Source organism: Pantoea sp. B9002, assembly GCF_013385945.1.
In the GTDB taxonomy this organism is placed as follows: domain Bacteria; phylum Pseudomonadota; class Gammaproteobacteria; order Enterobacterales; family Enterobacteriaceae; genus Pantoea.
This window is the reverse complement of sequence record NZ_JACAPA010000036.1, coordinates 60,895-80,595: the sequence shown is the minus strand read 5'-3', so window position 1 is coordinate 80,595 and position 19,701 is coordinate 60,895. Positions and strand designations below refer to the sequence as shown.

The following is a 19,701-nucleotide window of genomic DNA, read 5'->3' as shown; positions in this document are numbered from 1 at the left end:
TTTGCGTCAATAATCGTCCTAGCGTTAAACTCTATGCCAATTTTCTTCCAACAGATGGACATAACGGATGACCAGACATTTTGACTACCTCGCCATCGGCGGCGGCAGCGGCGGTATCGCCTCGATTAACCGTGCCGCGATGCATGGCCAGAAGTGCGCGCTGATTGAAGCCAAAGAGCTGGGCGGCACCTGTGTCAACGTCGGCTGCGTACCGAAAAAGGTCATGTGGCATGCGGCGCAAATCGCTGAAGCTATTCATCTTTATGGGCCAGATTATGGCTTCGACACCACGGTAAACCGTTTTGACTGGTCAATTCTGGTGAAAAACCGTAGTGCCTACATCGATCGCATTCACAGCTCGTACGACAACGTGCTGGGTAAAAACAAGGTTGAGGTGATCAAAGGCTTCGCGCGCTTTATTGATGCCAACACCGTGGAAGTGAACGGTGAAACTATCACGGCCGATCACATCCTGATCGCCACCGGCGGGCGTCCAAGCCATCCAAATGTGCCGGGCGCGGAATACGGTATCGATTCTGACGGTTTCTTCGAGCTTGATGCGCTGCCAAAACGCGTGGCGGTCGTGGGCGCGGGTTACATCGCGGTGGAGCTGGCGGGCGTGGTCAATGCGCTGGGCGCGGAAACACATCTGTTCGTGCGTAAGCATGCGCCGCTGCGCAGCTTCGATCCGCTGATCGTCGATACGTTGGTAGAAGTGATGCAGGCCGAAGGCCCAACGCTGCACACCGAATCGATTCCGAAAGCCGTGATTAAAAACGCCGACGGCAGCCTGACGCTGCAGCTGGAAAGCGGCCACGAGCAAACCGTCGATTGCCTGGTGTGGGCGATTGGCCGTGAGCCGGCGACCGATAACCTCAATCTGGCAGCAACCGGCGTGGCGCTGAACGACAAAGGCTACATCAACGTCGATAAGTTCCAGAACACCAATGTGAAAGGCATCTACGCGGTGGGCGATAACACCGGCGCGGTAGAACTGACGCCGGTGGCAGTGGCGGCAGGTCGTCGTCTCTCCGAACGCCTGTTCAACAACAAGCCGGACGAGCACCTGGATTACAGCAACGTGCCGACCGTGGTGTTCAGCCATCCGCCGATTGGCACCGTGGGCCTGACCGAACCGCAGGCGCGCGAACAGTACGGCGACGATCAGGTGAAAGTGTACAAATCGTCCTTCACCGCGATGTACACCGCCGTTACCCAGCATCGCCAGCCGTGCCGCATGAAGCTGGTGTGCGTTGGCCCGGAAGAGAAGATTGTCGGCATTCACGGTATCGGCAACGGTATGGATGAGATGCTGCAAGGCTTCGCGGTGGCGCTGAAAATGGGCGCCACCAAGAAAGACTTCGATAACACCGTAGCGATTCACCCAACAGCGGCGGAAGAGTTTGTGACGATGCGTTAATATTTCCCGTCGGAAATAAAAACCAGCCATTTATTCATGGCTGGTTTTTTTATGGCTGCAATTTAGATTCCTTTTTCTTCACTACTCAATAATCCACGCACAGGATAAGATTTATTACGATGTTGGCGGTCGCCATAAATGACGACCCTACAACGTAGGGTGCGCATTAATTCGCACCTAAAATTTAAAGGCATTGCCAGTTTAAATGTTTTTTACGGGGAGAACGGTGTGAACAAAGGTCGGAATCGGGCATGAATATTATCGATATCATTATGTCCGCAGGCAAAGCCTCGGTAGATGTGGCGCTCTACACCTTGATTCCGATTATGGTGGTGATGTTATTCATCATGAAATATCTGGAGGTCAAAGGAGTACTGGATTTTATCGTACGTCATGCCACACCGTTATTAAAACCCTTCGGTATTACCGGGCTGGCATTTTTTGCCATGATTCAACTTAATTTCGTCAGCTTTGCTGCACCGCTGGCGGCGCTGGCGATTATGGAAAAGCGCGGTACATCCGATCGTCATATGGCGGCCACGCTGGCGATGCTGTTTGCGATGGGCCAGGCCAGCACCTTTTATCCACTGATTCCGGCGGGATTACACTGGAGCACAGCGCTGATTATTTCGGTTTGCGGTGGCGTATTAGCGGCGGCGGCGACCTATCACCTGTTTGGCCGCAAACTCTCCGATGCGGCGCTATTAAATGAAGATGAAGCCGTCACCAGCAGCGAAAATAAAATCGGGCTGATTGGCATCATTAATAGCGCCGGATCCGATGCGATTCGTCTGGCGCTGGGTTCACTGCCGATGCTGATTATTTCATTGTCGGTGGTTGGCATGTTGAAAGAAGCGGGCGGCATTGAAATGCTAACGCGTCTGGTGTCGCCGCTACTGGATAAGCTAAATATTTCCGAAGTCTATATTCTCCCGGCGCTGACCAAATGTCTGGCGGGTGGCACCGCCTATTACGGCGTGGTGGCGGGATTGGTGGAGAAAGGAGTATACAGCGCGCACAACATCAACGCTTCGGCGGGATTACTGATTCAGACCTTTGACCTGCCCGGCATCGGAATTTACCTTGGCCTGTCGAGCCGATTCCCGCGCCTGTTCCGCTTCGCCGTGCCTGGCATTTTGCTCGGTATTGCGCTGCGTGCGACGGTGCACGCCATCCTGTTCTGATTATTACTGGCGCTGAATACGCTTTCAGCGCCATTAGATAAATAACACTACACTTCACAGGCGTTATTTATTATTACCCCTATTAATTTCATCGTTATTTTCACCCATTGCATTAGCGATAATTTTAGTACTATTATCGCAACAGACATTTCGACCACATAATTAATCCCGATGAAACATCAGGTTAATTTATCAAGCCCGTAAATTCATTGCAGGTAATATTCCTGTACAGCCTTTTTTTGCAGATAGGGTAAATCCATGAGCGGTAAGCAGATAACCTGGAATGGCGGATTACAACCGGCAGCCATCGACATTCTGGCAAAAGATGGCGGCATGATCGTCAGCCCAACCAAAGTGGGCTACATCATTATGACTTCCGATAAAGCCGGCCTTGAGCGTAAGTTCGAAGCCAAACAGCGCAAACGTAACAAGCCGGGCGTAGTGCTGTGCGGCTCGCTGGAACAGCTGCGTTCGCTGGCGCAACTGACACCCGAAATCGATCAGCTTTATCAGCGCCACTGGGATGAAGATATTCTGCTGGGTTGTATTTTACCGTGGCGCGATGATGCGCTGTCGCGTATTCCCGATGATGGCTCAAAAGAGCTAATGATGGATGGCCGTCAAACCAGCTGCTTTGTGATTAAATTCGGCAAGCCGGGGGAAAATATCGCAAAAGCTTTATGGGATACTCACGGCAAATTCTCCTTCGCCAGTTCGGCGAATCCCTCTGGCCAGGGAAATCGCGGTTTGGTCGAAGGCATTGGCGAGCGTATTGCAACCCGCGCCGATTTAATTATCGAAGCCAATGCTTACGTGAAATCCATCCAGCCCAACGATGCAAATAAAGTGCGCTACGAACAAGGCGTCATGGTGTCGATGGTGGATAGCGAAGGTCGTCTGATTCCACAGCAAAACGGCGAGCGCAAAATCACGCCGTGCCCGGTGCTGATCCGTAAAGGATTGGATGTTGATAAAATTATGGCGCTGCTGTCTGAGATCTTCCCGTCGTGGGATTATCGCCACGGCGACTATTACTGATCTGCTGAGTGGTCGCCATGAATGGCGACCCTACAGTGGTTTGCCGCGGTTTTCGTAGGGTGCGCATTCATGCGCACCTGGCTGCTGCCCTGATTACACATCCGCGCCGAATGCCACATCCCGTAGCCCGCGCAGCTCCGCCAACCGCCTTTCCAGCGCCGCTTCGATGTTCTGATACGCCGTGCTGCCAAGTGCTAAGCGCAGCGGCATGCTGGCCTGATCCAGCGTGGCGATCATCGCCGTGACGCATTTCCCGGCATCGCCGGCAATGGTGAAATCACCCGAAAGAATCGCCTGGCGCAGCTGGCCTGCGGCGTTGTCGCGATAAACTTCCAGCGCATCTGCCACATCCAGGCCCGCGCCAAAATGGGTTGCGGTGGGGCCCGGCTCCACCAGCAGGAAATCGATGCCGAAACTGGCGACTTCCTGGCGCACCGCCTCGACAAATCCCTCAATCCCCCATTTCGTGGCGTGATACAGGCTGAAGTTGGGGTAAGCGACCTGTCCGCCTTCCGAAGAAACCTGTGCGATGCGCCCGCCGCCCTGCTGGCGCAGGAACGGGATCACCGCGCGAATTAGCTGGATTGAACCGGTAAGATTGGTGGCGATCTGGCGCTCAATTTGCGCATCGCTCAACTCTTCAGCTGCACCGAACAGCCCGTAAGCGGCATTGCTCACCACCACATCAATGCGATCGACAGCGGCAAAGGCGCGTTCAATTGTGGGCGCGATGCTGGCGGTGTGCGCCAAATCCAGCGCAATAACCTGCAGCCGTTCGCCATAGGTTTGCTGCAGATCAGCCATCGCCTGTTCACGCCGCACCGTCGCCAGCACGCGATCGCCGCGCGCTAGTAAACGTTCACTCATCAATCGGCCCAGCCCGCTGCTGGCGCCGGTAATCAACCAGGTTTTCATCTTGTGCTCCTCGTATTGAAAACCTGATGGTAGATCGCTTTACTGGTGAGGATAATCCACCTAATCGCGCATGACCCGGTGAGGAAAAACCACCAATGAGACGTCCTTCCTGGCACGAACTGCAGGCCATCAAAACGCTGGGCGAGCAGCGCAGCTTTCGCCGTGCCGCTGAAATGCTCGGCTTAAAGCGCTCGTCGCTCAGCCATCTGGTGAAAACGCTGGAGCACAATCTGGGCGTACAGCTGTTTCAACGCACCACGCGCAGCGTGTCGCTCACCGATGCCGGGCAGCAACTGCTGGATCGGCTCTCGCCGCTGCTGAATCAGATGGATGATGTGCTGCACGACATCTCCGCCAGCCGCCATCAGCATTACGGCACGCTGCGAATCAGCGCCAGCGATGCCTCGATCGGTTTGCTGCTGGAGCACGTGGTGGCGGACTTTAGCGCGCGCTATCCCGATATCCAGCTCGATTTCGCCGCGCAAGGTGCGCTGGTGGATATCACCGCCGCCGGTTTTGATGCCGGCATTCGGCTGATTGAGGATGTGCCGCAGGATATGGTGGCCGTTCCGCTTGGCGGCCCGCTGACGTTTGTCACCGTCGCCGCGCCCGCTTATCTGGCGAGAAACGCGGCGGTTAATCATCCGCGCGATCTGCTGCAACAGCAGTGCATTCGCCAGCGCTTGCCGAGCGGAAAACGTTATCAGTGGGAATACGCGCAGGCGGGAGAAAAGCAGGAGATTGACGTGCCAGGCGTGCTGACTTTAGACAGTAACGCGCTGATGGCGCAGGCCGCCCTCGCCGGTTTAGGCATTGCTTATGTGCCGTCGCTGTATGTGGAGAAGGAGATGCGCAGCGGCCAGTTGGTGGAGCTGCTGGCTGATTGGCGGGTGCAATCGGCGGGGATTGCGCTGTGGTTCCCGCCCAACCGACATCAATCCATGGCGCTGCGGCTGTTTATCGATGCGCTGAAAGTCAGGCTGCCGCGTCACGCGTGAGGCGAGCAGCACGGCTTTTGTCTTAAAACCTGTAGCAATGGCGTTGATCACCTCGTGCCCTGCGGCGTAACCTGTCGCCACAAAACCTAAAAAATACACCATCGCAAAATGATCGTACGTCCTCATCAACACTGGTTTCTCCGGCTGTTTGACTGGCATGGATCGGTGCTCAGCAACATCGTGTTCCGCCTGTCGCTTAACCTGCTGATGTCGCTGATCGCCATCTTTGGCTATCCGTGGTACTCCACTTTCGGCATTCATCTCACCACCGCGCCTTTTAGTTTGGTCGGGGTGTCGATCGCCATCTTCCTCGGCTTTCGTAATAACGCCAGCTATGCGCGCTTTCTCGAAGCCCGCACCTTGTGGGGCAGCCTGCATATCACCCAGCGCTCGCTGCTGCGGCAGATCAAAAGCATGCGTGGCGTGAGCGAAGAACAGGTGCGTGAATTTACCGGCTTGCTGCTGGCGTTTTGCTGGTGCCTGAAACATCGCCTGCGTAAAACCGATGTGCAGGCCGATTTACAGCGTTTGCTGCCGGCCAACTGGCATAGCGCGGTGCTGAATCATCCGATGCCGACCTCGCAGATTTTGTTGTGTTTGAGTGAATGGCTGGCGCAGCGCCGCGATGAAGGATTGGTGTCGGATATTGTCTGGCAAAGCATTGATGAGAATCTGAATCAGCTGTCGGCGATTCTGGGCGGTTGCGATCGCATCGCCAGCACGCCGATTCCGTTCGCCTACAGCCTGATTCTTCATCGCACCGTTTATCTGTTCTGCACGCTGCTGCCGTTTGCGCTGGTAGCGGATTTGCACCTGATGACGCCGCTGGTGTCGATGTTTATCTCCTACACCTTTTTGTCGCTGGAAGCGCTGGCGGAGGAGCTGGAACATCCGTTTGGCACCGCACCGAATCACCTGCCGCTCGATGCGCTGTGCGTCAATATCGAACGCAATTTGAAAGCAATGAATGGCGATATGCCGCTACCTGAACCGCTGCAGCCGGATGCGCATTTCAATTTGACGTGATGTTCCAGGTCGCCATAAATGGCGACCTGGTTCACCCTTGATTATCCAACCACCGCACATACGCCTGATCCCACAACGCGGCGGGCGTGCCCGCTTTGCCGAGACCAAAACCGTGACCGCCGCTGCTGAGCTCAATCAGCTCAACCGGCACGCGCATGCGGCGGCAGGTATCGCGCATCAGTTCAGTATTATGGGGATTGGAGGTGCGATCGTCCTCGGCCTGGGCGAGGAACGTGGGTGGATACTGGCGTGTGACGTAGTTTTGCACTGACCAGTTGGCTTCCTGGCTTGGCGTGGCGTTTTTCCCCACCATCATCAAGTGCGTGTTGGTGTGCTGATACGGCGCTTCAAGGGTGATCACCGGATAAATCAGGCCAACGCTATCCACATTCGGCCTGATCTGGTCAAGCGGGTCCTGCGCCGGATAGGATTCGAAATCCGGACGCGCCGCCGCCATGCCGAGCAGATGTCCACCGGCAGAAAAGCCCAGCACATGGACTTTGCGCTCCATCGAACGCACCAGACGAATTGCGCGCTGCGCATCCTGCAGCGGTGCCAGATTGCCCGCCTGCCACTTCTCGCCCGGTAAACGGTAGCTGAGCACATACACGGTATAACCGTTGGCATTAAGCCAGCGCGCTACCGGCCAGGCTTCGCGGCCCATGCCGATAAACCGATAGCCGCCGCCCGCCGCCACAATCACCGCTTCGCCGTTGGGATTTTCCGGGCGAAAACGCTGAATCGCGGGTGAAACGATATTGGTCCATGAACCGTGTGAATTCACTTTAAGCAAGCCGGAAGGGCCGCCGCCGCCGGGCGGATCGTCGGGCCACAACGGAATGACGTCATCGCGGGCAAATAGCTTGCCCGTGGTCATCGAGAGAACGGTTGCTCCAGTAGCCAACAAAAAGTGACGACGTGTAATCATCTTGCCCAGTGCCAGTATGCAAAAAATGCCAGCTTCAACAGCTGAATCTCATTATGTGACGCATGTCTGATTTCGACGTTGGCGATTATGTACGTAAATCGTACAAAAAAGCCATAAAAAAACGCGCCTAAAAAGGCGCGAGCTTTTTCGAATACCCTAAATAATTCGAGCTGCAGGAAGGCGGCAAGGGGGTGAATCCCCAGGAGCTTACAAAAGTAAGTGACTGGGGTGAACACACGCAGCCAACGCACCTGCAGCTCGAAGTATGACGTGTATTAATCTTGTTGCTGGAACTGCGTCATCACCGTCTGTTCGCACTGCTGCTGATCTTTACGCAGTTTACCGCGCTCATCTTCGCCCAACTCCAGCCACGCGCTAATCACTTCCTGCGCGATTTCTTCATTAAATTCAGGCTGCTGCATGGCCGATGAAGACTGGCTGGCCGCGAGCTGCGACTTCAGCTTGTCGGTGTAGCCATCCAAATCGCTGGTCTTCTTTTCACTGCTCACCAGATGACACAGCTGGCTGGCATAAACATTCTCTTCCTGATTATTGTCACCGTCGGCAGCCAACGCACCGGCCGACAGCGACAGCCCAACGAGGGCGAGTAATAACGCTTTCATAATAGGCTCCAATAATTTCCAATAAATCATTTTTCGTTCTGTTCGGCGCGGGCGGCCTGACGGGCAGCACGCCAGTTTAACAACGGCGTAACCGTGATGCCGTGCAACACAATGCTGCACACCACTAACGTCAGCGCCATATCCACCATGTGCTCCGCCTGCGGTCCACGCATGCCGTGCACCCATGCATAGGCAATATAATTGATACTGCCGATGCCGCGAATACCCAACCAGCCAATTAACAAACGTCGCATCAGTGGAATATCGCAGCGCCACGTGGTGATCCACACCGCCAGCGGACGCACCACCACAAACAGCAGCAGCGCCAGGCCGATGCCGGTGAGATTCCAGTGCTGCGCCAGCGTAATACCGAGCACCACCATCATGCCCGCCGCCAGCAAACGCTCGATAGTATCACCAAAGGAGAGCGCATCGCCGATCACCAAACCCACCGATTTCACCATGCCGCTGCTGCCCTGCGCCATCCGCTGACCGGTATTCACGCGCGCTTCAGCCGGTAAGAAACGCTCCTCTTCAGACATCTCATCTTGCGGATAGTGCTTCACCACGCGCAATTCCGCGCGACGTAAACCGACGCCGGCCGCAAAGGTGGCGAGGAAGCCGGAGGCATCCACCGACTGCGCGGCGGCATAGCTGAGCGCAATCAGTGCCAGTGCGAACAGATCGTTGGGTGCCAAATCCTGATTGGCGGTACGTAAATGCGTCGCCAGCTGGCCGATCAGCCAGCCCAGCGCAAAGCCGATCCCCAGCCCGCCGCCAATCGCCCACAGCGCATCTTTGGCGAACCATTCGCCCAGCGCAGCGGTGCTGAGCTCGCCCGGCTGCAACAGCAAAATTGCCAGCATCAGCAGCGGCAGCGCCGAGCCGTCGTTCATGCCCGCTTCGCTGGAGAGCGCTACGCGCAGGGCATCGTCATCACGCGCATCGTTCACTGAAATCAGGCTGGCGAGCACCGGATCGGTCGGCGCGACAATGGCACCAAACGCCAGCGACATCGCCCAGTCAAAGCCGGTAATCCAGTGCACCAGCACCGTCATGCCGCCGACGGTGAGTAGCATCGCCGGAAAGGCCAGCCTGACGCCAAGCCGCCACGCATGCGCGTTGAGCGGCAAGCGCAGTTTCAGCCCGGTGATAAACAGCGAGGCCGCCATCGCGATTTCGGTGAGATGAGCGGCGAGATTGGCGTGACCGATGATGTCGACTTGCAGCAGATTGAGCATCCACGGGCCACACAGGATGCCGGCGAACAGGTAGAGACCAAATGAGGTCACTGGCCCGCGGTGTATCCAACCGGAAGCCAGTGACATAAGAAGTAATAGACCGCCGGTGGCGGCGGTCCAGGCCAGGAAATTCATAACGCTCCGTTTTTAAATAACATTCTCCTTTAAGCCTGGCACATGTTAGGCGATCAGTTTTTCAGATGACGGCTTGCGAGGCGAATCATCAAGGCAAGCGCAGCGGCCAATGTTGAGAGTGCGACCACGCCTGTCCAGCCCCAATGTGCCAGCGCCAGGCTACCCAGCGCCGCGCCGGTCGCCATGCCGATGAAAACAACGGTAAACATCAAGGCGTTAAGGCGGCTGCGTGCTTCTGGTGCCAGGCTGTAAACCAGCGTCTGATGCGCCACCAGCGTGGCCTGCACACCCAAATCAAAACCAATGGTGCTGATGATAATCAGACCAAGCTGAGCCGGCATCGGCAGCAGCGGCAGCAGGAACATCAGCGCGAACGACACCATCACCAGCGTGGCACCGTACTGCGTAACACGCGCTGGACCGATGCGATCCGCCACGCTGCCAGCTAACGGCGCGGCTAAAGCGCCCGCGGCTCCGGCGAGGCCGAATGCGCCAGCGACCGCGCTATCCAGATGGAAGTTTTGACTGAGCATCAACGCCAGCGTTGACCAGAAGGCACTAAAGCCCACCGACAACAAACCTTGTGCCAGCGCGGCGCGGCGCAGCGTTTGATGGTGCTGCCACAGATGCGCCAGCGACAGCAGCAAACGCGGATAGCTCACCGAAGTGCCCGGCGTAAAGCGCGGCAGCACGCGCCACAGCGCCACGCTAATCAGCAACACCGCCACCGCCGCAATCAGGTACATGGTGCGCCAGCCGAAATACTCCGCCACCACGCCGCTTACCACGCGTGACAGCAAAATCCCCACCAGCAATCCCGTCATCACCGTGCCGACGATTTTGCCGCGGCTGCGCTCCGGAGCTAACGCCGCTGAAGCGGGCACGATGTCCTGCGCCACGGTGGCGGTTAAACCGGTGACGAAGCTGGCGATCAGCAAGGCGTTCAATCCGCCCGAGAAGCCACACAGCAGCAGCGCGGCAACCAGCAGCAAACCTTTAATCAGAATAATGGTGCGACGATCGTGGCGGTCGCCGAGCGGGGCCAGCAGCAGAATCCCCAGCGCGTAACCGGCTTGCGTCAGCATTGGCACCATGCCGACGCTGCCGATGCCGACGTTGAACTGTTTGCTGATGATATCCAGCATCGGCTGGCTGTAGTAAATCGATGCGACGCTGAGTCCGGCACCGGCCGCGAGCGTGAAGACCAGCGGCGCGGGCAGTTTTTCAGCTGGCATGGCTGACGTTGATATGGCTGACATAGTGGATTCCCCCGTGAAAGTGCGCTTATTAAAGCGCGTCGCCGCCATACGCGGTAGACTGCTCAAACACAGAACTGTTATGCGTGGTGCGTATGAACAACCCATCCAGCCTTGATCGCATCGAACTGATGCAGACCTTTATTCGCATCGTCGAGAGCGGATCGCTTTCAGCCGCCGCCGCCCAGCTCGGCACCACGCAGCCCACCATCAGCCGTCGACTGCAGGCGCTTGAGCAACGGCTCGGTCTCAAACTGATTTTGCGCACCACGCATGCGCTGAAACTCACCGACGATGGCGAACGCTGTTATGCGCAGGCGCGTCAGCTGGTGGCGACCTGGCACGCGCTGGAGGATGATCTCACCGGCGCCAGCGACGACCCGATTGGCACCCTGCGCGTGCGGGCGCCGCATGCCTTTGGTCAGGATCAGCTGATTGAACCGCTGATTGATTATCTGCATCGCTACCCCCGCTTGAACGTGGAGTGGACGCTGAATGACCGCACGCCGGACTTTATCAGCGAAAACATCGACTGTGCGATTCAGGTGGGTGCGCCCAGCGATGCCTCCATCGTAGCGGTGTTATTGGCGGAAGTGCCGCGCTTTGTGGTGGCGGCACCGTCGCTGCTGGCGGCGCATCCGCCGGTTGAGGAGGTCTCGCAGCTCACCAACCTGCCGTGGCTGGCGCTGACCAGTTTTTATCGCAACGAAATCGCCCTGCAGCGTATTAGCGATGGTCAGCCGGTGAATCTGGCGATTGCCCCGCGCCTCGCCAGCGACAGTTTGTACGCGGTGCGCAAAGCCGCCGTTGCCGGGATGGGCGCGGCGGTGGTGTCGTCGTGGGTGGTGCAGGAGGATTTAGCCAAAGGGGATTTGATTCAGCTGCTGCCGGAGTGGCAAGCGCCGCCGCTGCCGGTGTGGCTGACTTATCCGTGGGCCAGCTATTATCCGGCGCGGTTACAGAAGTTTTTCGCCATGATTCGGGAAGTGATGCCGAAGTTAGCGGGAGCGCAGCCGGCGACGCGGTAGCGGTTTTCCCTCACCCTAACCCTCTCCCAAAGGGAGAGGGAACCGATGGTAGCACGGTCAGCCCCCTCGCCCGCTTGCGGGAGAGGGCTGGGGTGAGGTCCAGCGCGCACAAACTACATCTTCACCGCTTTCTTATCCCCCTTCGACATATTATCCAGCCAGCCCATCACAAAGGCCGACAGCACAAACGTCAGGTGAATAATCACGTACCACATCAGCTTATCGTTCTCGATGTTGCGCGCGTCCATAAATATACGCAGCAGGTGAATCGACGAAATTGCCACAATCGAGGCCGCCACTTTGTTTTTCAACGAGCCTGAGTCCATTTTACCGAGCCAGCTCAGCTTCTCTCTGTGCTCATCAATATCCAGCTTGGAGACAAAGTTCTCGTAACCTGAGAGCATCACCATCACCAGCAAACCGCCGACCAGCGTCATATCCACCAGCGACAACAGCAGCAGAATCAAATCGTTCTCCGCGATGGTGAAGACATGCGGCAACAGGTGAAAAATTTCCTGGAAGAATTTGATGGTCAGCGCCAGCAGGCCCAACGAAAGTCCCATGTAAACCGGAGCCAGCAACCAGCGCGACGAATACATCAGGTTTTCGATAAAACGTTCCATAAGTTCCCATTAATCAACCGACAAGTGGGCGAGTATAACCGAACTTATGTGAAGTTATTTCAGCCCTTCTTCAGAAATTTCTGGCGCGGCGGGCAGCGGCAATGACAAACGGAACACCGCGCCGCCTTCCGGCCGATTCTCCGCCCAGATGCGCCCGCGATGAGATTCGATAATGGTTTTGCCGATCGCCAATCCCAAGCCGACGCCCGGCACCGCCGACTCTTTATCGCCGCGCGCAAACTTGTCAAAAATACGCGTGAGGTTCTCCGGCGCGATGCCGGGCCCGCTGTCCCACACCGCAATCTCCAGCCGATCGCGATCGCGCCAGGCACGAATCCCGTGCTGCGCGGCGTTGCCGGCATATTTCAGGCTGTTCTCGATCAGATTGGTAAACACGCGCTCCAGCATGGCGCTGTCGCCTTTGATCAGCACCATTTCTGGCAAATCGAGGATAAATTCATGGCCCTTCAGCGACGGGCCCATGCTGCTTAACGCGCCGCCAATCACCTCATCCAGCGCCACCCACTCTTCGCGTAGGTTGAGTCCACCGGACTGAATGCGCGCCATATCCAGCATGTTGCTCACCAGCCGGATGGTGCTCAGCGTCTGTTCACGAATCTGATTGGCCTGGCCGACGTACTTCGACTCTTCGCTGGCGAGATCGAGCATCAGCATCTCCGCCTGACCAAACAGCACCGTCAGCGGCGTGCGCAGGTCGTGCGACAGCGCCGACAGCAGCGCATTGCGCAGCTGCTCGCGTTCGGCGGCCAGCCGCGACGCCGCCTCACTGTGCGATAGCGCCATGCGTTCCAGCGCGTTAGCAATCAATACGGTGAAGGTTTCCAGTAAACGCTGCTGCTCGGGGATCATCAGCTGACGCAGGTTTTCCGGTTCCACCACCAGCAAGCCGCGACAGTGATTGCCGCTTTTCAGCGGCAGAATCTGGTACGGCACCGCCGGCAAGGTATCGGTGCCCGCGCCCGCCGGCTGGCCTTTGCTGTAACTCCATTTGGCGATAGCCAGATCCGGCGGCGTTCCAATCGCGGTATCACCCACGGTTTGCAGCTCGCCCTGCTCATCCGGCAGCAGCAGCAAACTGCGCGCCTGCAGGGTGACATCGATGATGCGCTGGCTGGTGGTGGCGATATCCTGTGGCGTCAAATCGCTGCCGAGCGCTTTCGCCATCTCATACAGATGCCGCGCGCGCTGTTCACGATAGCGCGCCACTTTGGCCTGATAGCGCACGCCCGCCGTCAGATTCCCGACAATCACGCCCACCGCCAGCATCACCGCGAAGGTCACCAGATACTGCAAATCCGACACCGCAACGGTGCCGGTAGGCGCGACAAAAAACAGGTCGAACGCGATGATGTTGATCACTGTGGCGAACACCGACGGCCAGCGGCCATAGCGCAGCGCCACCAGCACCACCGCCAGCAGATAAATCATTACGCTGTTGGCGGGATCAAACGCCACCAGCAGCCAGCGGCCAACGCCGGTGACCAAAATACACAGCAGCAGCGCCATCAAACAGCCGCGCAGATAGAGCCGCCATTTTTCGCTGCTGGCGCGCTGGCCGCTGAGCGGATGCGGCGCATCGCGCACCGGTTCATCCAGCGCCACCACCAATAAATCGAGATCCGGGCCGAGTTCGCCGAGGCGCTGGGCAAAGCTGTCGCGCCAGAAGCCGCGTTGCGGCTGACGGCCGGTCACGATTTTGCCGAGATTGTGCTCGCGCGCGTAGCGCAGCACCGCGCGCGCTTCGTCGGGATCGGAGAGCGTGGCGGTTTCAGCGCCGAGTTCCTGCGCCAGCTGCAGCGTGCGCAAAATGGCGCGACGGCGCGCTTCTGGCAGCCGATTGAGGCGCGGCGTTTCGACATACACCGCGTGCCATTCGCTGCCGAGCCGCGCCGCTAAACGCGCGGCGGTGCGTACCAGCTTTTCGCTGCCGGTATCGTCGCCGATGCACAGCAGAATGGCATCACGCGTGTGCCAGACCTTTTCTCTGCCTTGCCGATCGCGCCAGGCACGCATCTGGTCATCGACGCGATCGGCGGTACGACGCAGCGCCAGCTCGCGCAGCGCGAACAGATTGCCTTTACGGAAGAAGTTTTCGATGGCGCGTTCGGCGCGGTCGCCGACGTAGACTTTGCCCTCTTTCAGCCGCTGACGCAGATCGTCCGGCGGCAGATCCACCAGCACCACTTCGTCGGCGCTATCAAAGAAGGGATCGGGCACGGTTTCACGCACCTGAATGCCGGTGACGCCGCCGACCACATCATTCAGGCTTTCCAGATGCTGGACGTTAACGGTGGTGATGACGTCAATGCCCGCTTCGAGTAGCTCTTCAATGTCCTGCCAGCGCTTGGGATGACGCGAACCTTGCACGTTGGTGTGCGCCAGTTCATCCATCAGAATCACCGCCGGATGGCGCGCCAGCGCGGCATCGAGATCAAATTCGGCATGGCGCGAACGGCCGGTGGTACGACGTGGCAACAGCGCCAGCCCGTTGAGCAGCGCGGCGGTCTCTTCACGATCGTGGGTTTCTACCACGCCGGCTAACACGTCGAGACCTTGCACCCGCAGGCGCTGCGCCTCCTGCAGCATGGCGAAAGTTTTTCCCACGCCCGCACAGGCGCCAAAGTAGATTTTCAGCTTACCGCGATGGCTGTCGCTGTGGTTCAGCAGCAGCGCATCGGGATCGGGGCGGGCAATTTCGTCGTTCATCGATCGTCCATCGTCCATCGTAAAAACAGCGCGATAAATCGCGCCGCTACGATTGCGTGCATATACCGTAGCGGCGCAATTCATTGCGCGATGTGTTTATCCTTGCAAATCATCCAGCGCCAGATTCAGGCGCAGCACGTTTACCGTCTCTTCGCCAACAAACGGCAACAGCGGGCGCTCGGTGTGGCGCACAATCAGCGCCTCAACATCTTTTAGCGTCATATTGCGCGCGGCAGCGATGCGCGGTGCCTGCCACAACGCGGCTTCTGGCGAAATATCCGGATCTAATCCGCTCGCCGATGCGGTAACTAACTCCACTGGCACCGCTTTGGGGGCTTGCGGATTAGCCGCACGCAGCGCGGCGACGCGTTCCGCTACCGCTTTGTCCAGCGCCGGATTGCTGCCTGCCAGATTGCTGCCGCTGGAGGCCAACGCATTATAAGGCGCATCGCCGGTAGCGGAAGGTCGGCCCCAAAAATGGCCCGGCTGATTAAACGTTTGCCCAATCTGCTCGGAACCGCGTACCGCGCCATCCTGCTCAATCAGCGAACCGTTGGCCTGCGATGGGAACCACCATTGCGCCAGACCAGTGGTGAGCAGCGGATAGACCGCGCCGGTGAGCAGCGTAAGTACTATTAACAATACAATAGCCGGACGTAACTGACTCATTTCTCTTCTCCTTAAGCCAGACCAAGCAGCGTCAGCAGCAGGTCGATGGCTTTAATACCAATAAACGGCACCACTAATCCGCCCGCACCGTAAATCCACAGGTTGCGACGCAGCAGTGCCGCCGCGCTCAGCGGACGATAACTCACGCCTTTCAGCGCCAGCGGAATCAGGAACACAATCACCAGCGCGTTAAAAATCACCGCTGACAAAATCGCCGAGTTCGGCGAATGCAGCCCCATCACGTTGAGCATGTTGAGCTGCGGATAGGTGGCGGCAAACGCGGCCGGAATAATGGCGAAATACTTCGCCACGTCGTTGGCGATACTGAAGGTGGTAAGCGAACCGCGCGTCATCAGCATCTGTTTGCCGATGTGCACCACTTCCAGCAGCTTGGTCGGATTCGAGTCGAGATCGACCATGTTGCCGGCCTCTTTCGCCGCCTGGGTTCCCGAGTTCATCGCCACCGCCACGTCGGCCTGCGCCAGCGCCGGTGCGTCGTTGGTGCCGTCGCCGGTCATCGCCACTAAACGCCCTTCGGCCTGATACTGGCGAATCAGCGCCAGCTTGGCTTCCGGCGTCGCTTCCGACAGGAAGTCATCGACGCCCGCTTCCGCCGCGATCGCCGCCGCGGTTAACGGGTTATCGCCGGTGATCATCACCGTTTTGATGCCCATCTTGCGCAGCTCGGCAAAGCGCTCTTTGATGCCGCCTTTGACGATATCTTTCAGCGCCACCACGCCCAGTACCTGCGCGCCTTCGGCCACCACCAGCGGCGTGCCGCCAGCGCGTGCCACTTCTTCGACGGCGGCATTCACTTCTAACGGGAAGCGGCCATGATTGGCTTCGATGTGGCGACGAACCGCATCGACCGCACCTTTACGGATCAGACGATCCTGCACGTTCACGCCGCTCATGCGCGTTTGCGCCGAGAACGGAATGAAGCTCGCGCCCATGCTGCTCAAGTCACGCTCACGCAGATTAAATTTCTGCTTCGCCAGCACCACGATGCTGCGCCCTTCCGGCGTTTCATCGGCCAGCGACGCCAGCTGCGCCGCATCGGCCAGTTGCTGTTCGCTGACGCCCGGCGCAGGCAGGAACTGCGTCGCCTGACGGTTGCCGAGCGTGATGGTGCCGGTTTTATCCAGCATCAGCACATCGACGTCGCCCGCCGCTTCCACCGCGCGGCCGCTGGTGGCGATAACGTTCGCGCCCAGCATGCGGCTCATGCCCGCCACACCGATGGCCGACAGCAGGCCGCCGATGGTGGTCGGGATCAAACACACCAGCAGCGCCACCAGCACCGTGATGCTGACCGGCGTGCCGCCATACGCCGAGAACGGCCACAGCGTGACGGTCGCCAGCAGGAACACAATCGTCAGCGATACCAGCAGAATGGTCAGCGCCACTTCGTTCGGCGTTTTACGGCGTTTCGCGCCTTCCACCATCGCAATCATGCGGTCGAGGAAAGTTTCACCCGGATTGACGCTGCACTGAATCACCAGCCAGTCGGAAAGAATGCGCGTACCGCCGGTGACTGACGAGAAGTCACCGCCCGATTCACGAATAACCGGCGCGGATTCACCGGTGATGGCGCTCTCATCCACCGATGCGCCGCCCTCCAGCACTTCGCCGTCGCACGGGATGATGTCACCGGCTTCCACCAGCACCACATCGCCTTTGCGCAGCGTATCGGCCGCCACGTTGTGCCAGGCTGCGCCGTAGCGCGCTTCGGCCAGTTTTTTCGCATCGCTGGTTTTGCTGATGCCTTTCAGGCTGTTGGCCTGCGCCTTGCTGCGCCCTTCCGCCAGCGCTTCGGCGAAGTTAGCGAACAGCACGGTGAACCACAGCCAGATGGCAACGCCGGCGGTAAAGCCCGCGTTACCGCTGAGCGCGCCGCTGACCATGCCCACCGCCAATACCGAGGTCAGCACGCTGCCGATCCACACCAAAAACATCACCGGGTTGCGGAACTGCACGCGTGGATCGAGTTTTTTCAGCGCATCCAGCATGGCAACGCGGGTTAGCGCCGCATCAAACAGCGCCAGTTGTTGACGACTCATGATTCCGTTATCCCTGAATAAGTTGCAGATGTTCCGCGACCGGGCCCAATGCCAGCGCGGGGATGAACGTCAATGCGCCCACCAGCAAGACGGTGCCAATCAGCAGCGCGATAAACAGCGGGCCGTGCGTTGGCAGCGTACCGTTGCCCACCGGCTGAATTTTCTTCGCCGCCAGCGAACCGGCAATCGCCAGCACCGGAATGATGATGCCGAAACGGCCCACCAACATGCAGAAGCCCAGCAGCAGGTTCCAGAACGGCGTGTTGGCGCTCAGTCCGGCAAAGGCGCTGCCGTTGTTATTGGATGCCGATGACACCGCATATAGCACTTCGCTGAAGCCATGAATGCCGGGATTGGCCATACCGGCGCGACCGGCGTCGGTCATCATCGCCAGCGCGGTGCCGAGCAGCACCAGCGTTGGCGTCACCAGAATCGCCAGCGCGGTCATCTTCATCTCCCACACGTCGATTTTTTTGCCCATGTATTCTGGCGTGCGACCGATCATCAACCCGGCGATAAACACGCCGAGCAGCACGAACAGCAGCATGCCGTACAGGCCCGCACCGACGCCGCCGAACACCACTTCACCCAGCTGCATCAACCACATCGGCACCATGCCGCCGAGCGCAGTGAAGGAGTCATGCATGGCGTTGACCGCACCGCACGACGCCGCCGTGGTGATCACCGCAAACAAGCTGGAGTTGAGAATGCCGAAGCGCGTCTCCTTGCCTTCCATGTTGATGGCGCTGTCCGCGCCGAGCGCGAGGAAGTGCGGATTACCGCGCAGTTCGGCCCACATCACGGTGATCACCGCCAGCACGAACATGATGGTCATCGCCCACAGCAGCATGTGGCCCTGACGACGATCGCCCAGATGCTGACCAAAGGTGAAACAGAGCGCCGCCGGGATCAGGAAGATGCTCAGCATCTGCACGAAGTTGGTCAGCGCCGTTGGGTTTTCGAACGGATGTGCCGAGTTGACGTTGAAGAAACCGCCGCCGTTGGTGCCGAGCATTTTGATCGCTTCCTGCGACGCCACCGGACCGAGCGGCAGCGTCTGCTGCGCGCCTTCCAGCGTGGTGAGCGCATGGTACGGTTCGAAGGTTTGAATGCTGCCCTGGCTGATGAAGAACAGCGCGATAACCAGGCTGATCGGCAGCAGCACGTAAACAGTAATGCGCGTCAGGTCGCGCCATGCGTTGCCGAGCGTATCCAGCGAACGGTTGGCAAAACCACGAATCAGCGCAAACGCCACGGCGATACCAGTCGCCGCCGACAGGAAGTTCTGCACCGTGAGGCCCGCCATCTGACTGAAATAGCTCAGCGTGCTTTCCCCGGCGTAGGATTGCCAGTTGGTGTTGGTGACGAAGCTGATGGCGGTATTGAGCGCCAGATCCCAGCTGAGATTAGGCAGATGCTGCGGGTTCAGCGGCAGCGCGGCCTGCGTCATCAACATCAGCAGCAGCAAGGCAAAACCCAGCGCGTTAAACAGCAGAATCGCCAGCAGATAGTGCGGCCAGCGCATGGCGTCGCCGTCGGCACCGGCCAGACGCCACAGCGCGCGTTCGGTGCGCGGCAGCAGCGGCTTGTCAGCCACAAACAGGGCGAGATAACGTCCCAGCGGTTGTGCCAGCACCATCAGTACCAGCAGAAACACCGCAATTAGCATGAATGCATTCGCCGCCATCAGAATGCCTCCGCATTAAGCAGGGCATAAATCAGGTAGCCCAGAAGAACAAACACCAGCACGATGCCGGCTATCACGCCCACGCTCACAGCAACCTCCAGAGGATTTTGGTAGTGCTGCAAGCATGCGCGGCGCGGCATAAA

17 protein-coding genes are annotated in these 19,701 nt (G+C 58.4%); 6 read left to right on the top strand and 11 right to left on the bottom strand.

The annotated features are described in order from the left end of the window. The first annotated feature begins 67 nt into the window (after positions 1-67). From gorA to HX773_RS17560, 3 genes are all read left to right on the top strand, one after another. On the top strand, positions 68-1,420 hold the full coding sequence (gene gorA, locus HX773_RS17570) for a glutathione-disulfide reductase (protein WP_176972600.1): 1,353 nt from the start codon (positions 68-70) through the stop codon (positions 1,418-1,420). Between the two features lie 251 nt (positions 1,421-1,671). After that, complete coding sequence (locus HX773_RS17565; RefSeq protein ID WP_176972599.1) at positions 1,672-2,604, top strand: nucleoside recognition domain-containing protein; 933 nt, start codon at positions 1,672-1,674, stop codon at positions 2,602-2,604. A 258-nt stretch (positions 2,605-2,862) separates the two neighbouring features. Then, a complete protein-coding gene (locus HX773_RS17560; protein ID WP_176972598.1) occupies positions 2,863-3,642 on the top strand; it encodes an L-threonylcarbamoyladenylate synthase in 780 nt (259 codons plus the stop codon). A gap of 93 nt (positions 3,643-3,735) precedes the next feature. Here the strand turns inward: HX773_RS17560 and HX773_RS17555 are convergent, their stop codons facing one another. Next, positions 3,736-4,557, bottom strand: coding sequence for an SDR family oxidoreductase (locus HX773_RS17555; RefSeq protein WP_176972597.1), 822 nt, complete (start codon positions 4,555-4,557; stop codon positions 3,736-3,738). A gap of 95 nt (positions 4,558-4,652) precedes the next feature. Between HX773_RS17555 and HX773_RS17550 the strand changes: the two genes are divergently transcribed. Continuing rightward, positions 4,653-5,555 carry a LysR family transcriptional regulator gene (locus HX773_RS17550; RefSeq protein WP_176972596.1) on the top strand — a complete coding sequence of 301 codons (903 nt, stop codon included), beginning with the start codon at positions 4,653-4,655 and terminating at the stop codon, positions 5,553-5,555. Positions 5,556-5,663: 108 nt separating this feature from the next. Then, entirely contained in the window at positions 5,664-6,581 is a 918-nt protein-coding gene (locus tag HX773_RS17545; protein ID WP_176972595.1) for a bestrophin family protein, read from the top strand. Between the two features lie 31 nt (positions 6,582-6,612). Here HX773_RS17545 and HX773_RS17540 read toward each other — a convergent pair whose 3' ends face one another. From HX773_RS17540 to HX773_RS17525, 4 genes are all read right to left on the bottom strand, one after another. Beyond that, the gene (locus HX773_RS17540) at positions 6,613-7,509 is read right to left on the bottom strand and encodes an alpha/beta hydrolase (RefSeq protein ID WP_176972594.1); all 897 of its coding nucleotides are present in this window, start codon (positions 7,507-7,509) and stop codon (positions 6,613-6,615) included. A 275-nt stretch (positions 7,510-7,784) separates the two neighbouring features. Then, a complete protein-coding gene (locus HX773_RS17535; protein ID WP_176972593.1) occupies positions 7,785-8,132 on the bottom strand; it encodes a hypothetical protein in 348 nt (115 codons plus the stop codon). A gap of 26 nt (positions 8,133-8,158) precedes the next feature. Further along, on the bottom strand, positions 8,159-9,508 hold the full coding sequence (locus tag HX773_RS17530) for a sodium:proton antiporter (protein WP_176972592.1): 1,350 nt from the start codon (positions 9,506-9,508) through the stop codon (positions 8,159-8,161). Between the two features lie 53 nt (positions 9,509-9,561). Then, positions 9,562-10,767, bottom strand: a complete 1,206-nt coding sequence (locus HX773_RS17525) for an MFS transporter (RefSeq protein ID WP_176972591.1) — start codon at positions 10,765-10,767, stop codon at positions 9,562-9,564. Between the two features lie 92 nt (positions 10,768-10,859). Between HX773_RS17525 and HX773_RS17520 the strand changes: the two genes are divergently transcribed. Further along, entirely contained in the window at positions 10,860-11,792 is a 933-nt protein-coding gene (locus tag HX773_RS17520; protein ID WP_176972590.1) for a LysR family transcriptional regulator, read from the top strand. Positions 11,793-11,905: 113 nt separating this feature from the next. Here HX773_RS17520 and HX773_RS17515 read toward each other — a convergent pair whose 3' ends face one another. From HX773_RS17515 to kdpF, 6 genes are all read right to left on the bottom strand, one after another. Then, on the bottom strand, positions 11,906-12,415 hold the full coding sequence (locus HX773_RS17515; protein ID WP_061719796.1) for a TIGR00645 family protein: 510 nt from the start codon (positions 12,413-12,415) through the stop codon (positions 11,906-11,908). A gap of 54 nt (positions 12,416-12,469) precedes the next feature. Further along, positions 12,470-15,142 (bottom strand): two-component system sensor histidine kinase KdpD, encoded by a 2,673-nt coding sequence (kdpD, locus tag HX773_RS17510; RefSeq protein ID WP_176972589.1) that lies wholly within the window; start codon positions 15,140-15,142, stop codon positions 12,470-12,472. Positions 15,143-15,238: 96 nt separating this feature from the next. Next, positions 15,239-15,811: a potassium-transporting ATPase subunit KdpC gene (kdpC, locus tag HX773_RS17505; RefSeq protein ID WP_176972588.1), complete on the bottom strand. Its 573-nt coding sequence runs from the start codon at positions 15,809-15,811 to the stop codon at positions 15,239-15,241. Between the two features lie 11 nt (positions 15,812-15,822). Further along, on the bottom strand, positions 15,823-17,871 hold the full coding sequence (gene kdpB / locus HX773_RS17500; protein ID WP_176972587.1) for a potassium-transporting ATPase subunit KdpB: 2,049 nt from the start codon (positions 17,869-17,871) through the stop codon (positions 15,823-15,825). A 7-nt stretch (positions 17,872-17,878) separates the two neighbouring features. Beyond that, positions 17,879-19,558, bottom strand: a complete 1,680-nt coding sequence (gene kdpA / locus HX773_RS17495; protein ID WP_061723482.1) for a potassium-transporting ATPase subunit KdpA — start codon at positions 19,556-19,558, stop codon at positions 17,879-17,881. Beyond that, on the bottom strand, positions 19,558-19,647 hold the full coding sequence (gene kdpF, locus HX773_RS25805) for a K(+)-transporting ATPase subunit F (protein WP_081113208.1): 90 nt from the start codon (positions 19,645-19,647) through the stop codon (positions 19,558-19,560). The genes kdpA and kdpF overlap by 1 nt, the downstream gene beginning before the upstream one ends. Between the last annotated feature and the right edge of the window lie 54 nt (positions 19,648-19,701).